Origin of the sequence: Falsirhodobacter halotolerans (assembly GCF_022899245.1) — a bacterium.
Lineage (GTDB): Bacteria > Pseudomonadota > Alphaproteobacteria > Rhodobacterales > Rhodobacteraceae > Falsirhodobacter > Falsirhodobacter halotolerans.
In genome coordinates this window covers 1,253,825-1,269,213 of record NZ_JALJAZ010000001.1, presented here as the reverse complement: position 1 = coordinate 1,269,213, position 15,389 = coordinate 1,253,825, and the positions used below count along the sequence as shown (strand labels likewise).

Genomic DNA, 15,389 nt, shown 5'->3' with positions numbered 1-15,389 from the left:
CAGTTACTTAATATTTTTCATGATTCGCACTGAAAGGTGAGTCCTGACGGAAAGGCTATCGCTGCGCGCGCCGGACACCGACCTAATGGCCATCATATAAACGATTCGCCATTTTCAGGGTGCTGGACATGCGAGCGAGGTCGATCGGTGATCCGGAGGGATATCCCCCGGACACCACGTCATCGGCATGTCTGCATACGCAGGCCACGATGTTACTGTTAAACTCGGGACTTGGTATCGTCCTCGTGGTCGGCGCCACCCTGCATGGGTATAAAGTGTCAACCAATCAAAGCCGGTATCGCCGGGGAAGCGATTGTTCTGATCCGACGCACTCCAACATCCGCGTTGCGCGGTATTGCGGCGAAAGAACAAGCCCTCCGGCCTGAGGGAGCGTTGCAAGACGCCCGTGGCCCAAGTCATGGGCCCGATGATCCGGCACAAGGCCATCAATCTTCATGGCCAGCGCCAAGCGTGGAGTGTTGTCTGCCAGACAGGGCCGCATTCCCATTTGGAATAGGCTAGGCTCTGCCTCACCCGCCACAGTGCGCATCTGCCCGGCCCGAACTTGCGCCAGAAGACATGCGGCTCAAACAGCATCTTGGCACAGCCTTGGCGGTCGAACCCGCCCCCCGAGGTTTCAACTTCAATCGGAGCGCGGATCTGCTCCTCGCCCACGCCGTTCCGTCGTGGCCGATATCGACCACAGCCAGCGCAAGCGTGCGGCCCTTTAATCCGACTAGGATCATGGTCGCCCCCTCACATGGAAAAACGTAAGCGATGTCCCGATAACACGTGGGCGTCGTAATTCCACGGTAGCATGTCTTGGATCTGGCTCTGTTTATGTCCTTTGACGATGGCGGTGAGCGTGGTTGTCAGCCACGCGTGGGGATCGACGCCGTTCATTCTGCAGGTCTCGATCAGCGAGGCGATGACGGCCCAGTTTTCGGTGCCAGCGTCGTGGCCGGCGAAGAGGGCGTTCTTGCGGTTCAGCGCGATAGGGCGGATCGTGCGCTCGACGGTGTTGCTGTCCAGTTCGACGCGGCCATCGGCGAGGAAGCGGCCGAGACCATCGCGGTATCTGGCGATATAGGCCAGCGCCTCGCCCGGAGGCGATTTAGCGGATGCGCGGGCGCGGTGGTGGCTTAACCAGGCGTCGATGCGGGCGAGGATCGGGGCTGAGTGTCCCAGCCGGACGGCAAGCCGCGTGGCGGGGTCATTTCCGCGGATGTCGGCCTCGATGGCATAGAGTTCGCGGATGAGGGCCACACCTTCCTCTGCAATCGGCGCGGAGCCGGTGCGGGTGATCTCCTCGATCAGCTTGCGGCGGGCATGGGCCCAACAATAGGCAAGCTGGATGTTTGGACCGATCCGGTCAGGCGCGATCAGCCGGTTGTATCCGGCATACCCATCGACCTGCAGGATACCGCCGAAGCCCTGCAATATCCGTTCGGCATGTTGCCCGCCCCGACCAAGTGCATAGATGAAGGCCACACCCGGTGGCGCCGTGCCGCCCCAGGGGCGATCATCGCGGGCCAAGGCCCAGAAGTATCCGGTCTTGGTCTTTCTGCCCCCCGGATCAAGGACTGGGGCGCGGGTCTCGTTCATGAACAGATTGGTGGATCGCTTCAGGTCCGTCATCAGCGCATCGTGGACGGGACGGAGGTCGAAGGCGGCACGCCCGACCCAATCTGCAAGGGTGGAGCGGTCGAGTTCGACGCCTTGCGGCTGTAGATCCGGGCCTGACGATACAATGGAAGATGATCGCCGTATTTACTGACCAGCACATGCGCGACCGTGGCTTCGGTCGGCATGCCGCCGGGGATCAGCCGTGCCGGGGCCGATGCCTGCGTCACACCGTCTGTGCAGGACCGGCAGGCATATTTGGGGCGGCGGGTGACAATCACGCGGAACTGGGCCGGGATGATGTCTAGCCGCTCCGACACATCTTCCCCGATGCGGTGCAGACAGCCGCCACAGACACAGGTCAGGCTGTCCAACTCGATCACCGCTCCGATGCGCGGCAGGTGTTTGGGCAGCGATCCGCGATTGGCGGCCTTTGGCTTGGCAGAGCGTTTGGCCGCGCGGTCCTCGGCATCCTCTTCGGCGTGGATTGCGGCGATGGCCGTCTCCATGTCTTCCAGCGCCAGCTCGAACTGGCCGGGATCGCTCTTCTCGGACCTGCGTCCGAAGGCTGCGTGCCTGAAGGCCGCGACCGGCTTCTCCAGCCGCTCGATACGCTCGTCCTTGCGCAGGTTATGCGCCTTCGAGGCGATAAGTATCGCCTTCAGCGTGGCAATTTCCTCAAGCAGATCAGCGGTCTCCGGCATGGCCGCAGTCTATCATCCGCCACGGCCAACACCCGCAAAAAGTGGTGTGAGACCCAATAAAAAAAGGACTATTCCACCGCCTCCAGTGCCCTCGCTTCGATGGCCCGAACCCGCCGCCAGTCCAGCCCGGAGAACAGGGCTTCGAATTGTGCGTGGTTCATCACCAGCAGCCCGTCCTTCACCGCAGGCCAGGTGAAGCTGTGCTCTTCGAGCCGCTTGTAAGCCATCACAAGCCCGGTGGCGTCCCAGTAGAGCAGCTTCAATCGGTCCGCTTTCTTGGCCCGGAACACAAAGACCGTGCCGGTGAACGGACCCTTGCGCAGCTCGTTTTTGACCATCGCGGCCAGGCTGTCATGGCCCTTGCGGAAGTCGATGGGCTTCGTCGCTACCATGATCCGAACCCGGTTCGACGGGAAGATCACGCGCGGGCCGCCAAGGCACACGCTACGGACGCGATCCGATCCGCCGAAGCGCCAACTTCCAGACGGATTACGACGACTCCGAACGCAATCTCCGGGCCTGTCACAGCAGGGCCGACAGAACGCGGAACATCATCCGCAGGTCCGAGGATCAGGGCCGCGAATTCGAACGGATCCTCCGGCGCCGGCAAAAAACCAGCCGACCCTTGCGCGCCAGCGTCCGCCACGACGAGATGCGATTTGCCGGAAGGCCATGCCGCCGGTCAACATCGTTGACCGTAGCACCCGGCACCAGCGTTTCCGCCACAATCCGCGCCTTCACATCTTCGGGCCAACTCCGGTTCTGGCGATCTGGGTGGGGTCTTTGGCCGTTGCGCTTGGGACTGTGTTCATAGCCTTGTCCGCCAATGCTTTCACGCGCAAACGTGTGTTGATCGACTTTACCGGGCTCTGGATCGAAGAGATGCGAAAGACGTTTGCATCCTATGTGGGGGCACTCGAGGCCCTTCCGCACGCCGAAGACGGGAAAGGCAAGATGATGATCTGCCGCCAAATCCTAGAGCAGGACGCCTATATCAGGCTTAAATTCGGCTTGAATGACCCCGAGATTCCAGAGATGTTCCGCCACCTAGACAGTATCCTTACCGGAACACGCGCCGGACGAACGATATTGCATGAGCAGATATTCACTTTGCTGCATAATGTCAGGCGTGTGCTGGAAGAACGCTGGAGAAGACTAGCGGACTAGCAGCTTCTTCGTCCATCATGCGGTCGGTATTATCTGGAAAGGCCTCCATTGTGACCCCACCGCCGGCATATCCAAACACCCCGGCCACGACATGAACATCGGCTCTAAGGCCATGTCGATTCACGTGATGGTGGCCAATTGGGAACTCTAAGGTATCTTCGTGATGACGCCCGTCGTTTGAATCTAGGGACGCGCGGTAGCCGAAGCGCCGTGCCCGTTATCTACCACTTGGTGCCACACCGATGGACTTCCAACATCAAGCCAACCCCGCCGATGTCAAACGACCGAAGGCTACGTTCGCAAGCGATCTAACACGATCCGAAAAGTCGATAAACCGCGCAGCGGAACAACGAAGCAACCCAAGACAACTACCCGACTGGTAAACCGCTAAGTCATTAAAAGATGGCGCCCCCAGACGGATCAGCTAAATCCGTGACACGCCCTTGCATTTAACGGGCATGTGCCCCATCAGCCCAAATGAGTGTGCCTCGCAATTTCAATGAGTTAGCTTCCCGGTGCCCCACGCCATTTGGCGCAGGCCGGCCGTCCCTCAATGCTGACTGATTTCGGCGAAACCCCCTACCCCGCCGTTTACATATAGCAGAAAGCATTCTGTTCTAGGTGGCGAAATTGGTGCGCCTAAGTCTGGCCGTACAAAACACGCTAACTTATGCTACGTGCGCAATCATCGGTGAGCGATCAAACCTGCATTCGGCGACGCAACGTGCGACCCAAAGGTGTGCTCGAGGGCGATCCTGAATGCTGGGCGTAGAGCCATCACGACAATGGGACACTCTTCGACAAAACCCCAAACCGTTGCAGGTGATGATACTCATCATACGAGCCTATGAAGTGTCCTATGAAGTGTAAAGAACATACGTCAGCGCCACGCCGCTATGGCAGCAGCGTGGCGCATGTCAGTCACCTGAGCGCTCAGGCCACTTTACTTCACGCCTCCATGCTATAAAGTGCAAAAAATAACTGGAATCTGCGATGACGACGACTGCCATACTGATCCGCTCAAACGGCGATGCGGAGCGTCTAGGCTATGTGATGGAACGTATCGGCAGGCAGAATGTCGCGGATGTATATGTTGTGCTGGATTGCACCAATGACGGAGCAACAAAGCGAGAGGCGATAACTAACTTACTGCCTGACGCGAATGTTATAGATTTGACAAAGGAATTTATTGTCTCGTCAGGGCTCCATTTTTTCAATCGCTGCACGTGGCAGTGTGGTGACTATTTTTACTACGCTGCCTATGCGCAACAACCCGGCTACAAATTTTATTGGCTTATTGATGATGACGTTGCCTTCAACGTTGACACGGAGGCGTTCCTCAAAGAGTCCGAACAGATCGACACCGATCTTTTTGGCTACGAGGTCGGTCATCGAAAAGCCAATTGGGGCTGGCATAAAACAATGTGCGCCCAATACCCCGACGAAGTATATGGGATGTTGTATCCAATCTCCCGTTTAAGTCGGAATGCAGTTGAATTTCTCTTCAAGGCTCGTACGTTTTACGATAGCGGAGTGGAGGCCAAAGTTTATGAAACTTCAAAACAATTGATTCCGTTACACGCAAATGATGAAGCGTTCACAGCCACTACCCTTAAAAATAATGGCTTCTCCACACAGTCCTTGTACAAAGAATTTAGGTCGCAATTTCTAGGTTTCTTCTCTACAGGCCTGCCTATTCTTTACGAAGAGCTTTCTCACGCACATACACGAAATAAAATTATTCACCCAGTTAGAAGCACTTCCTATGCTCGCAATAAATACATTGAAATCTATAAACGGTCCGGCACAAAGCACATACTACGGCGCGCAGAAGAAATTACAGGCTCATGCGGACCGGAAATATGGGCTGAGTGCTTTGATATGACGGTTGAAGATTTACGTGCAAAAGCCAGGGAAAATGAAAAATGATAGAATTAAAATTTCCCAATTTCATTTAAAAAACGGGTCGAAGATATCGACCCGTTTGAATTACTTTGATATGCTAATTTCCTGCCCCAGATAATCCGAGGGTATCCACTGCTCTCGGATCTCATAGTATTTATCAAAATACTTTTTAAGGTTTTCTTCCGTCTTGGGCCCCCCATGGTTAAAGAAGTGAGGCCCTTTGAACCAAGCCCTATCGATTGGGGTACTAGAAAATGGCGACATTGCTATCCAATATGACACCATGGATTGGTCATAAACAGGCCAACGGACCTTGATGCCATCCCTATCCCAATGCGTACCCTTATCCTCCTGGATATCAAGGGGTGAGAAAACACCACGAAGATACTGACGGAAGTCACGCGACATCATCAATATTGCACCGTTAGTGTAATTGTTGTGGTAGCGAGATGCGTTGGGAAACTCAGACTTAAGCCAGCCATTCTCCATCAGCGCTTTGTCACGCTGATGCCCTTGCTTGATGCCTGCAAGATCGGCCGTGGCGTATTCCTCAAAAATGCTGGGAGCAGTTGGCGCGATAAGAATGTCAGTATCCAGGTAAAGGATATGATCATAGACATCATATCTCTCCTCAAGTATCTGGAATCTTTCCATGGCAGGGCCACCATGCATTCCGTTGACCCACCATTTCGAATGATTTGCCATTTCGTAATCGGCATTTAGCTTCATGGCGTAAGCAGATACGGTCTCAGCTGATGCCATTGCCATTTTTTTGCGATGGGGTGAGTCATAGCTGCGCTTAGTGTCGATGTGATATTGCCAGATAAGATTACGTGCCACAGGCGTGATCCTTAAAATAATGTATGCGAGGCTTACTGCGAGACCAAGTTGTCAGCTCGTTCGATCTCCAGCGCGACTTCACGTCTGTAGGCGTCGTAAACTTCGGTCTGTGTCGCTCCGGCGAGAACAGCGTCCAAAAGAACCCGGACGATCTCTTCGATGCGGTTTTCCATTTGCCGATGGTTCATCTCGTTCGGACCAGCAAGGCCGTCGAAACGGCGATCGTCAGCATGGACCGGAAGCCAATCAATATTCACTCCCATCGATTCCGAGGGAAGATAGGTATGAAGTCTTGAGGTTACAATTTTAGAAAATTTGGTTCGATAATCGTTGAGGCGATCACGGGCCATGCAAAGCGATGTTGCCAACGAAGCAGTTTTCATTTCGTCCAGCAGGTTGGTCAGTGCGACAGCCTCGTCGGGAATTTTGTTGACAGTAGCGTCAACATACGCAACCGGCATATCACTTGGAGTCTTGGCCTTTTCGAACAAGCCACCAGTTGTGGTCGTAACACAACCGGAAAAATAGCATTCGACACCTTTCTTTCTCAAAAGACGAACCGTGTGTAGGTCTCGGCAACCAATCGGGGCATGATCTTTCAAGTACGAAATTGCCTCATCAGTGATGTGGTTTACGTTACTGATGTGGAACGAAATAAAAATAGGACGTATATTTTTGGGGAATGGAAATTCAAGCTTTCCAGACGGTAGCTTAAAATACCACCCGAAAACAAACGCCCATACCGTTTCTGGCAATTTATCGTGAAAGGTTGCATCCCGATTTATTTCGATTAATCGAATTGTCTTGCTCGGTCCAGAAATTTGGCGATCAGCGGGAACTCCATCACGAAGACCGCTGAAAAAATCAACAAGCTCACGCTCGCCGGTGTAATCGAGGTTCGGACGACGGGTAAAGTGCGACATCATAGCGATAGTCTGCACCCAGTCACCGATGTTTCTGGACGCTGCGACGTGATCGGGACACCGATATCCCATCACGCCAAACGGAATTTCGCCATTTTCGACAGAATCACCGTTGGAAGGCGACTTCATATTTTCAATCCAAGGCCGGAGGCGATCCAATCGGATACGATCCGCTGAAGTAAGGTCCGAGCGCCCATCGATCCGGTCGAATGTTTTCACAGCCAGCGGACTATGAACCGCTACAAGATTCGTGAGCGCCTTCAGCCATGCTTCGCGTGCCCGCTTCGAGATTGGCGGTATGACGTGATCATAGGCATCCGTTTCGCTGTCGATTTTCATATCTAATCCTTGCAATAGCAGCGTCCACTAGGTGGATCACGCGGACCTTAGAGCAGGATCATGTCGCCGTCCATGTTGTCAGATGTCATTTTCCGGCCAAGTAGGCTTGCCTCCTGTAGCCTAGAATAGTCCATCATTCATAAAGTTTTTGTTTTACTGCGCCCCGTACACCCAGTCCGGCACGAAGTACCCCGCCATAACTGTTGCGATGAAGCCTGTCAGTCTGTGCGTGTCAGACCCCGCCAGCGCGCGGGCCGCCAGCATCGCCGATTGTCTGGAACAGACCCATCTTCGAACTGTTGCTATCCTACACAAGGAGAGCATGATGGACGATAAGCGTGTTTGGGAATTTGAGCGCAGCCTGTGGGAAGCGTCCGAGGAACGGTATCACTCAAGGGTGGATGACGAATGCGTAATGGCCTTAAGCCATGCCCCCCATCTAGTGGCAGGGAGCGATGCTGCTGATACAGTGTCAGGCACTCCCAAGTGGGAAACCGTCACCTTCTCCGATGAGGTCATCAAGCGACCTCAGGAGGGCCTTATTGTGATCGGCTATAAGGTAGAGGCCGTAAAGGACGAAACACGCTTCCATGCGACCTGCACCTCTGTGTACCGCCGTCGCGCTCACGAGGATTGGACCGTCGTTCAGCACTCTCAGGTTGTCATCTGAACAAACGCCAGTCGGTCAGGAAAACCGCCCTTTCGGGCGGTTTTGCTTTTGACCTTCACCGCCCCTCGTTCACCCGATCCGGCACAAAGTATCCTACCACGATTGCGGCAATGAAGCCGATCAGCCCGGACATGCCCGGCCCTGCCAGCGCGGGCGCGGCCGCGGCCATCACCTCCGCCCATGCGGCGGTGGCGATCGGGCCAATGGCCGATCCGGTCAGCAGCTTGTTCGTCGGCAGCGCCGACAGTTGGGTTGCGAGTTTCATGCGACAATCTCCGTGTTGAGAACGGCCCAGGTCTTGGGCCCGATGATACCGTCCGGCACGAGGCCATGGGCGGATTGAAAATCGATGGCGACCGCGCGGGTGTTCGCGCCGAACCAGCCATCGACGCCGCGGGGATCGTGCCCCGCCACCAGCAGCCGCTGCTGCGCGGTCTTCACCTCCTTGCCCCGCGCCCCAAGGCCGATCTTGGGAAGGTCCGGCGCCAGCACGTCCGGGATGGCCTGCCAGCGTTTGAAAGCAGCAGCGAGGCGGGTGTGATAGCTGTGCTGCGCATAGCCCGCCCCGTTGTAGCCCCGCGAGAAGCCGGACCAGTCATGGCGGCGCAGGTCATCGTCCAGCCCTTCGGACTGGATGAACCGCACCATTGCCTCCAGATGCAGGGCTTCCGCATCACAGAACGCGGCCACCATGTCCCCGGCATTGGCATAGCCCGCCGCCTTGTGGTTGAACCCCATGATCTGCCCCAACCCCCACGACGCCGAGCGCAGCGCCGCTCGGGCGTCGATCTTCATCGCCAGCTCCAAGCGGGGATAACTGTCCGCCGGATAAGGCCGTGTCCCCCACTTGGGATAGGCCAGCCCCTGCCCCTCCGCCGCCGTGCGCTTCTGCCCGGCGCCAAGCTCGCGCCAGAACACATGCGGCTCGAACAGTATCTTAGGGCGGCCCTGGCGGTCGAACCCGCCGCCCGAGGTCTCCACCTCGATCACGGCGCGGATCTCGTCCTCGCCCACGCCAATGCGCCGTCCGATGCGGGCAATATCGATCGCGGCCAGCGCCAGCGCGCGGCCCTTGAACCCAACTGGGATCATCGTGGTCTCCTTATATGAAAAAACCCCGCATGAGGCGGGGGGGGGTGGTAGCGTTTTCCGGGCTGACTTCCGTCAATCGGAATACTTCGCGGTCGGCTGCGAACGGTGTATGACACGCTCTCACTGACAATGGAGAATCACATGTCGGGTGCGTTCAGTCTCTCACACATCCTGGTCGTCGCCGTTGTGGCCTTGGTGATCTTTGGACAAGGAAAAGTCGCCGGAATGATGGGCGAGATCGGACGCGGCTTCAGTGCGTTCAAAAGAGGCATAGCCGAAGGTGAAGCGGATACGACCGCAGCACCGCCAGTCTCGAAAGATCCTGAGATCCGCTAAAGCCTAAACGTGAATTACCCAATCCTCATATGCTTGAGACAGATTGCAACGGCCCTTCTACTGGCCGCGGCGTGGATCGGCTTTGCACTAACCCCGCCGGACATTCCCCATAATCGCTCCGCCGAGATAGTCACCGCACAGCTGCAACTTACCAAGGTTGCACTGCTGAAAAACCCTCAGGGCATTAGGGTCGGCGAGGATAAAACCACACCCGCAAAATTCGTACCACCGGCCGCCTTATCGGATCCCCCGATCTGGCCTTCTGAATCCCGACTCCCTCGCGCCGCGCGACATGAATGCTCATACGCTGAGCTATGCCCCGCAGGCTATCGATCACGTGCCCCGCCATCTCTGAACAGGTTCACCACTTAATCCGCGTTACGCGGTAATCTGTTCAGGACCAATCTTCATGGAACATGATCAAGGTCGGCAAAGCGCCGACAATGCGCGCAAAAATGATGCCGTAGAGAATTCCGCACATACCAGGCTAGGCTTTCTCAAGCGCGAACCCTGGCGAACAATCTATCACTGGGTACTTTTGCTTATCGGCTCCGTGATCGTTCTATGGGGGCCTAAACTCTTCGTGGCCACTCCCTAGACGTCAAAAGGGCTGAGACATCATGGTGAGGTGAGGGCGTAAGCGCCTTCATCTCAGCGCTTCAAGCCAACTTAGCACAAGACTATCAGTCACTCAGATCGAAGGTAATCTGATCTTGCCGGCCAGCGTCTGATATAGCTTTGCGCAGGCGGCTTTCATTGAGTTCACCTTCCGGCATCGGAACGCCGTAACGGGCCAGTACATCGGAGAATTCGTACAACACTGATGCGTCATCCGGACCCGTGAATGATCCCGTCGCATAGTGTACAGAGTAGGCAAGTGTTCTATGTGGCAAGTCGTTCCTCCCTCAAGAAGGCAAAGCATACAACCTTAGGGCGTTCTGAACCACATCTAAAGCGTTATCAACGTTGCAAGCTTCGACTTGGATCATGCCGGGGTACCCGCCGTCCAATACCATTGGACACGTTTCATGATGGTCTCCTGATATGCAAAAACCCCGCACGAGGCGGGGTTTTCAAAAACAATCGGAAGCAGTTTGTTAGGCAGTCAATGCAAAGCGCAGTCGCGCCTTAGTAGGCAAGAGCCAGACCGCTTTCCGCATGGCGGTCCGCCAACTCACGGCACAAACGACCCTTCGGAAACAAACGCGCCGGGTTCGGACGCCCGTCTTCACCGCGCAATTCCGGGAAGATCTGCATAATTTCTTCCCGACCTTCCTCGGACAAGGATTTCAACGCTTGGGGGCCCGTGAAAAGGGACTCGGTCCACGCACCGTTCGAGAAAATCATATCATGCTGCGCCAGCAGGATATGGTAGTAGTCGACACTGCTGGCGGTCTCGACAACGTCGATGCCTTCGATAGACAACAGCTGCTTGGCTGCAACAAGAACCTCTCCAATGCCGAACATCGACTGCGCGATTTTTGAACGAATGAGGATGCGGTGTTGCGGTGACACAACCAGATCTACCAACGGCAAAGCCACCCCCAAAGCACCGGCCTTGATGCGTATAGGTTTCAGCTTCGGGTTATGTTTCAACCCCTTCTCATCGATAGCGCTGTGGCCGAGCCACAGGATCGGTTGGGGACCATTGTCTCTCGTTTCGACAAGATCGCCTGACCTCAACTGCTCGATCGGAACCGGACCTGTGGGCGTTTCGATCAGTGTCCCGCGCGTGAAGCAAGGCGCGACCTCGACCGTAACAAACCCTACGTCGGTCGTGCCGGTTTGATCCGATATAGTATAGCTGATCGTCTCCGTGCCGGGAGTATCGGATGCATCGAATGTCAGGGTCCCATCCGGGTTCAACGTCACAACGGTGCCTGACACAAGCACGACACTATCGCCAGCGACCACATCTTGCCCGTTGATCTGGGTGATTGTCAGGGTCGCACCGGCGCCTGCCTGTGCATCCGCCAGGACATCGAATGTTTTCGACGTTCCGACGTTCATTTCGCCGTTGAAATCAGAAGCAATGACAGCGGTTTGCACACTATCGGCCGCAATAAGGAGGTTTGAGTCAAACTGTCGATCTCCAGCATCCGCGATGCCGATGAAGATGTTGTTCACTTGGCCGGGATTGACAGGCGCTTTCAATGTCAGCGTGATGGTAAAGCCGTCCATCTCGGTGTTGTATTGGCTTCCCGCGTTGTCGACATACAGGTTTTCGTTGCTTGGGGTGATCGGATTGCCGTCGGCATTCGTACCACCCCTCGTGATGTTGGTGATCGAGATATCGCCGTTACCGATCGACAACACAGCTCGCTCGCCATTGACAAAAATCGCGACAGCATCGTTGAAACCTGTGCCTGCATACTCGGGATATTCTTCTGACGAGAATACAAGCTGCATAGTCAGTGTCGATCCCTGAGGGATAAACGATGCTTCGAGGATAGCACCGTCGAACGTTTCTCCGCCAGCAATCTCATTTAGATATGGATTGTTATCGACACCATTTGTTTCGGTTGTCAGATCACCGCGCTGGTTGGCGTCTCCGGACCCGGTATCTGCTGTAAAATCTGACGCGCGACCTGTCGACAGGATGACCCCGGAGTTCGATGGAACGACGCCCGGGGAGACAGCGTCACCGTTCGTATAGATGCCCTTGGAGATCGCATTCCCGGAATACTGTGCAGAGACAAGCTGCACACCGCTCCCGAACATCGTTTGCGCCATTTGGGTCGCGTCAACAGTCGAATCGACCGGAAGTTTAACCGCCTCAACCATCGCTATCGTCCTTACATATTTGCCCTGAAGGGTGAGAGATAAAAAAGGATTGGCGATTCGTTCAACTTATAGTTGTTAGATTGTTAACTAATCGTTCGCATATGCTAAATAGCCATAACTTTCGTTAGTAAACTGGTCTGAAAGACTTTCGCTCGCGGGATGGCTGTCACTATAACACGAGTTACCGGGGGCTATAAACTACCCCCGCGTCCGGCGCAGCAGGTTCAGCAGCACACTAATCCGCCATTCGCTGGACGCGGGATACCATGGTGCGGTCAGGATCGAATACTTGCCTCGGTCGATGTCGGGGATGATCAGCCACAAAAGCTTCAGCACCAGATACGCGCCATAGATCAGCGCCACCCCGAACAGCACGTTCACGATCCCCCGCCCCAGAAACGTCCGCACCACCTCGGGCGCATAGGCCCAGTAGATCGCCCGCGCCCCGATCGCGCTGGAGAGCCAGACATAGCTGGCCGCCAGATGCCACACCGCCGTGCCGTCCGGGCGCAGGAACAACGGCAGGAACCCCCGCAGGATCAGCAGGTGCAGCAGCACCAGCACCGCCGTCACCAGCGTGTCGGCCATCAGGGCCAAGTCTTTCACCAGTTCAGGCATCGTTCCGCCCCCTCCTGCGTTCGGTAAATTCGTCCAGGACGCCTTGCAGGGCGTCCCGCTTGCGGCGCAGCTCGTCCGCCTCGGCCTGCACGACGGCCACGGCGATGTCGGCCTGCAGTTCAAACCGATCGCGAACCTCGCGCCGTTCGGCCGCGCGGCGTCCGGTCAGGATGTCCATGAGCCTACCCATTGCGACGATCCTTGATGACCTGGGCCAAGGTCGTGAGGTCTCCCCCCACGTCGCGCATCGCGGTGGTGGATTCGGTCGAGAGCTTCGCCAGCCGTTCGGCGTTGCGCTCCTGGTCGGCAATCCGCGCGTCCTGCACCTCCGTCAATCGCCGCCACAGGATCAGCAGCGCGCCGGCCATACCGATCAGCACCAAGCCGACCAGCCCGAACCTTTCGATGATGAGGTCGAGGTTCACGCGACCGTCTCCACCACGTTCACGACAAGATAGCCGCCGTTCGGCACCGTCTCGATCGACCCGTCCGCGCGGGTGATCTGGAACTCTCCCTCATGCAGCCCCGGCACGGCGGTGTCACGGTCGTGCCAGAAGTAGACCACCACGTTGCCCTCGCGGATCTGGCAAGGCTGGCGATCCACGATCACCGGCCCGCCATAGGGCCGCCGCATCGAGAAGGTCACCCGGTCCCCGACCTCCAGCGGGATCGGCCCCTGCGCCGTCTCCAGCACACGGGCAAGCGCGGGCGAGGTGTCGCCCTGCTTGATGGTGAATGTATCGGCCATGAGGATCCTCGATGTCAGGTGAAGCGCCGCCCCGGATCGCTGGTCCAGCTGCGGCTGTGTTCGGCAAAGGCCACGCGGCCCCGGATGATGTAGGGAAGGGCGATGCCCGCCACGACCGCCGCCCCCACCGGGGGCGCGGACAGGCCCAGACTCGCCTTCCGCAGGGCAAGGCCATAGGCCGAGGTCCGCACCGTCCCCACGGGGGCCTGCACGGCCACGGCGCGCACCGCACGGGCCAGCATGGCGGCGGCAGGCGTGGGCATCGCGCCCGCCACCCCCGCCGCGCGCACGGCATGGCCCACTGCCGCGCCCTGCGTCGCTGGCGACGCCACGCCGATCGTCAGCGCCTGGCGTAGCACATAGCGCACCAGCACCACGCCCGATTGCGCGGCATAGGGATCGGTGCCCGCCCCGCCGCCCGCGCCGGGATTGGCGAAGCCCTCGGGGCGCGGCAGGGGCGAGGCCTGTTCGACCGCGCCGTTGCCGCCGGGGGCCAGCACCCACCGGGGGCCGGTCCAATTGACCACAACCCCCTGCGCACCCGCACCGGGCACACCCGTGGCCGCATCCCCGCCCGCCGCCGTGGTGGAGCCGCCACCACCGCCCGCCCGCGCCCCGCGCCCGCCACGGGAATTGCGGCCGCCATTGTTGCCGGGATCCCCGATCCCGCCGATGGTGATCGGGGTGCTGCCGCTGGTGCCGCTGGATCCGCTGCCGTTCCCACCATTGCCGGAATTGCCACCGCCCCCGCCGGGGGCGATCAGGCCGAAGGCCGAGGTGGTGCCGCCAAGCGCAGCGGAGGCCGAGGGCGCGGATCCCACGGTGATCGCGATGTCCCCCGGCGCGATGTCGAGCCATCGCGTCAACAGATAGCCCGCGCCGCCACCGCCGCCTTCGGGCGAGGATGACCCCGTGCCCCCCGCGCCGACCAGCATCACCTCGGCCCGTCCCGCCCGCGTGGCGCGAAGGGTGCCCGACACGGGCAGGACGCCCACGCGATACCAGATCGGCCCGTCCTGCACCGTGGACCAGCTGCCAAGGCTTTCGTCAAACATCGGCATCCTCCACCGGCGGATTGGGATCGACGAACGCGCCGTCGCGATAGAGCCAGCCGATCCACGCGCCCCCGGTCAGGGGGACGTGATCCGGCCAGTCGGGCGTGGCCGCGTCCGCCTCGATCACGTTGACCACGATCCCGTCGCGGATCCGGGCCAGCTGCATCAGCCCACCACGACGTTCGAGGCGGGCACGGTCAGGGTGATCGAGGTCACCCGCGCTTCTTCGCCATTGGTGACGGTGGGATTGGGCATGATCGCCTCACCCCCGCCATTCGGCCCGCTGACCGGGCCGCGCAGCACCCACGCCCCCGTGCTGTCGCGCAGCTCATAGCTGGAGGCGATGCCGGTGGCGATCACGGGGGCATCGGCGGGCAGGCCCGTGGCCGAGATCACCCCGCCCGCTGCCGGATCGAAGGCGAGGTTCGGCAGGGTGAAGAGATCGACCCCGCCCGCATCGCGGAACACAGTCACCCCGCCATAGAGGCGGGTGCGCAGGGTGTCGGCCAGCGCGTTGCGGGCCTCAAGAGACAGGTCGGGCATGGGATAGGCTCCAGATATGAAAAAGCCCGCCAAGGGGCGGGC

The 15,389-nt window shown here is 58.2% G+C and carries 19 protein-coding genes and 1 pseudogene; 4 read left to right on the top strand and 16 right to left on the bottom strand.

Annotated elements, in window-relative coordinates; all coding sequences use genetic code 11:
• Positions 1–453: 453 nt before the first annotated feature.
• The 4 genes and pseudogenes from MU449_RS15920 to MU449_RS15915 form a co-directional block, all read right to left on the bottom strand.
• The gene (locus MU449_RS15920; RefSeq protein WP_425310127.1) at positions 454–675 is read right to left on the bottom strand and encodes an N-acetylmuramidase domain-containing protein; all 222 of its coding nucleotides are present in this window, start codon (positions 673–675) and stop codon (positions 454–456) included.
• Between the two features lie 81 nt (positions 676–756).
• Positions 757–2,327, bottom strand: a pseudogene (gene tnpC, locus MU449_RS06770) (IS66 family transposase).
• Between the two features lie 68 nt (positions 2,328–2,395).
• Entirely contained in the window at positions 2,396–2,719 is a 324-nt protein-coding gene (gene tnpB / locus MU449_RS06765) for an IS66 family insertion sequence element accessory protein TnpB (protein WP_244737256.1), read from the bottom strand.
• A 178-nt stretch (positions 2,720–2,897) separates the two neighbouring features.
• Complete coding sequence (locus MU449_RS15915) at positions 2,898–3,038, bottom strand: hypothetical protein (protein WP_425310584.1); 141 nt, start codon at positions 3,036–3,038, stop codon at positions 2,898–2,900.
• On the opposite strand from MU449_RS15915, the gene MU449_RS06760 reads away from it, so the two are divergent.
• Both MU449_RS06760 and MU449_RS06755 read left to right on the top strand, forming a co-directional pair.
• Positions 3,000–3,494 (top strand): hypothetical protein, encoded by a 495-nt coding sequence (locus MU449_RS06760; protein ID WP_244737255.1) that lies wholly within the window; start codon positions 3,000–3,002, stop codon positions 3,492–3,494. The two genes, MU449_RS15915 and MU449_RS06760, sit on opposite strands and share 39 nt — an antisense overlap.
• A gap of 993 nt (positions 3,495–4,487) precedes the next feature.
• Positions 4,488–5,423, top strand: a complete 936-nt coding sequence (locus tag MU449_RS06755; RefSeq protein ID WP_244737254.1) for a glycosyltransferase family protein — start codon at positions 4,488–4,490, stop codon at positions 5,421–5,423.
• Between the two features lie 60 nt (positions 5,424–5,483).
• On the opposite strand, the gene MU449_RS06750 is transcribed toward MU449_RS06755, so the two are convergent.
• Together MU449_RS06750 and MU449_RS06745 are read right to left on the bottom strand one after the other, a co-directional pair.
• Positions 5,484–6,239 carry a hypothetical protein gene (locus MU449_RS06750; RefSeq protein ID WP_244737253.1) on the bottom strand — a complete coding sequence of 252 codons (756 nt, stop codon included), beginning with the start codon at positions 6,237–6,239 and terminating at the stop codon, positions 5,484–5,486.
• 32 nt (positions 6,240–6,271) lie between these two features.
• Complete coding sequence (locus MU449_RS06745; protein WP_244737252.1) at positions 6,272–7,501, bottom strand: polysaccharide pyruvyl transferase family protein; 1,230 nt, start codon at positions 7,499–7,501, stop codon at positions 6,272–6,274.
• Between the two features lie 322 nt (positions 7,502–7,823).
• On the opposite strand from MU449_RS06745, the gene MU449_RS06740 reads away from it, so the two are divergent.
• Positions 7,824–8,171, top strand: a complete 348-nt coding sequence (locus MU449_RS06740; RefSeq protein ID WP_244737250.1) for a hypothetical protein — start codon at positions 7,824–7,826, stop codon at positions 8,169–8,171.
• Between the two features lie 55 nt (positions 8,172–8,226).
• Here the strand turns inward: MU449_RS06740 and MU449_RS06735 are convergent, their stop codons facing one another.
• Together MU449_RS06735 and MU449_RS06730 are read right to left on the bottom strand one after the other, a co-directional pair.
• A complete protein-coding gene (locus MU449_RS06735; RefSeq protein ID WP_244737248.1) occupies positions 8,227–8,436 on the bottom strand; it encodes a hypothetical protein in 210 nt (69 codons plus the stop codon).
• Positions 8,433–9,263: an N-acetylmuramidase domain-containing protein gene (locus MU449_RS06730; RefSeq protein ID WP_244737247.1), complete on the bottom strand. Its 831-nt coding sequence runs from the start codon at positions 9,261–9,263 to the stop codon at positions 8,433–8,435. The genes MU449_RS06735 and MU449_RS06730 overlap by 4 nt, the downstream gene beginning before the upstream one ends.
• A gap of 141 nt (positions 9,264–9,404) precedes the next feature.
• Between MU449_RS06730 and MU449_RS06725 the strand changes: the two genes are divergently transcribed.
• Entirely contained in the window at positions 9,405–9,599 is a 195-nt protein-coding gene (locus MU449_RS06725; RefSeq protein ID WP_244737246.1) for a twin-arginine translocase TatA/TatE family subunit, read from the top strand.
• Positions 9,600–10,727: 1,128 nt separating this feature from the next.
• Here MU449_RS06725 and MU449_RS06720 read toward each other — a convergent pair.
• From MU449_RS06720 to MU449_RS06685, 8 genes are all read right to left on the bottom strand, one after another.
• Complete coding sequence (locus tag MU449_RS06720; RefSeq protein WP_244737245.1) at positions 10,728–12,383, bottom strand: Hint domain-containing protein; 1,656 nt, start codon at positions 12,381–12,383, stop codon at positions 10,728–10,730.
• 198 nt (positions 12,384–12,581) lie between these two features.
• The gene (locus MU449_RS06715) at positions 12,582–13,001 is read right to left on the bottom strand and encodes a hypothetical protein (RefSeq protein ID WP_244737244.1); all 420 of its coding nucleotides are present in this window, start codon (positions 12,999–13,001) and stop codon (positions 12,582–12,584) included.
• A complete protein-coding gene (locus MU449_RS06710; RefSeq protein WP_244737243.1) occupies positions 12,994–13,179 on the bottom strand; it encodes a hypothetical protein in 186 nt (61 codons plus the stop codon). Before MU449_RS06710 ends, MU449_RS06715 begins: the two co-directional genes overlap by 8 nt.
• Positions 13,180–13,183: 4 nt before the next feature.
• The gene (locus MU449_RS06705; RefSeq protein WP_244737242.1) at positions 13,184–13,426 is read right to left on the bottom strand and encodes a hypothetical protein; all 243 of its coding nucleotides are present in this window, start codon (positions 13,424–13,426) and stop codon (positions 13,184–13,186) included.
• Positions 13,423–13,749 (bottom strand): hypothetical protein, encoded by a 327-nt coding sequence (locus MU449_RS06700; RefSeq protein WP_244737241.1) that lies wholly within the window; start codon positions 13,747–13,749, stop codon positions 13,423–13,425. The genes MU449_RS06705 and MU449_RS06700 overlap by 4 nt, the downstream gene beginning before the upstream one ends.
• Positions 13,750–13,763: 14 nt before the next feature.
• Positions 13,764–14,804 (bottom strand): glycine-rich domain-containing protein, encoded by a 1,041-nt coding sequence (locus tag MU449_RS06695; protein ID WP_244737239.1) that lies wholly within the window; start codon positions 14,802–14,804, stop codon positions 13,764–13,766.
• Positions 14,797–14,970 carry a hypothetical protein gene (locus MU449_RS06690; RefSeq protein WP_244737237.1) on the bottom strand — a complete coding sequence of 58 codons (174 nt, stop codon included), beginning with the start codon at positions 14,968–14,970 and terminating at the stop codon, positions 14,797–14,799. The genes MU449_RS06695 and MU449_RS06690 overlap by 8 nt, the downstream gene beginning before the upstream one ends.
• Positions 14,970–15,347, bottom strand: a complete 378-nt coding sequence (locus tag MU449_RS06685) for a hypothetical protein (protein WP_244737236.1) — start codon at positions 15,345–15,347, stop codon at positions 14,970–14,972. Before MU449_RS06685 ends, MU449_RS06690 begins: the two co-directional genes overlap by 1 nt.
• Positions 15,348–15,389 lie beyond the last annotated feature (42 nt).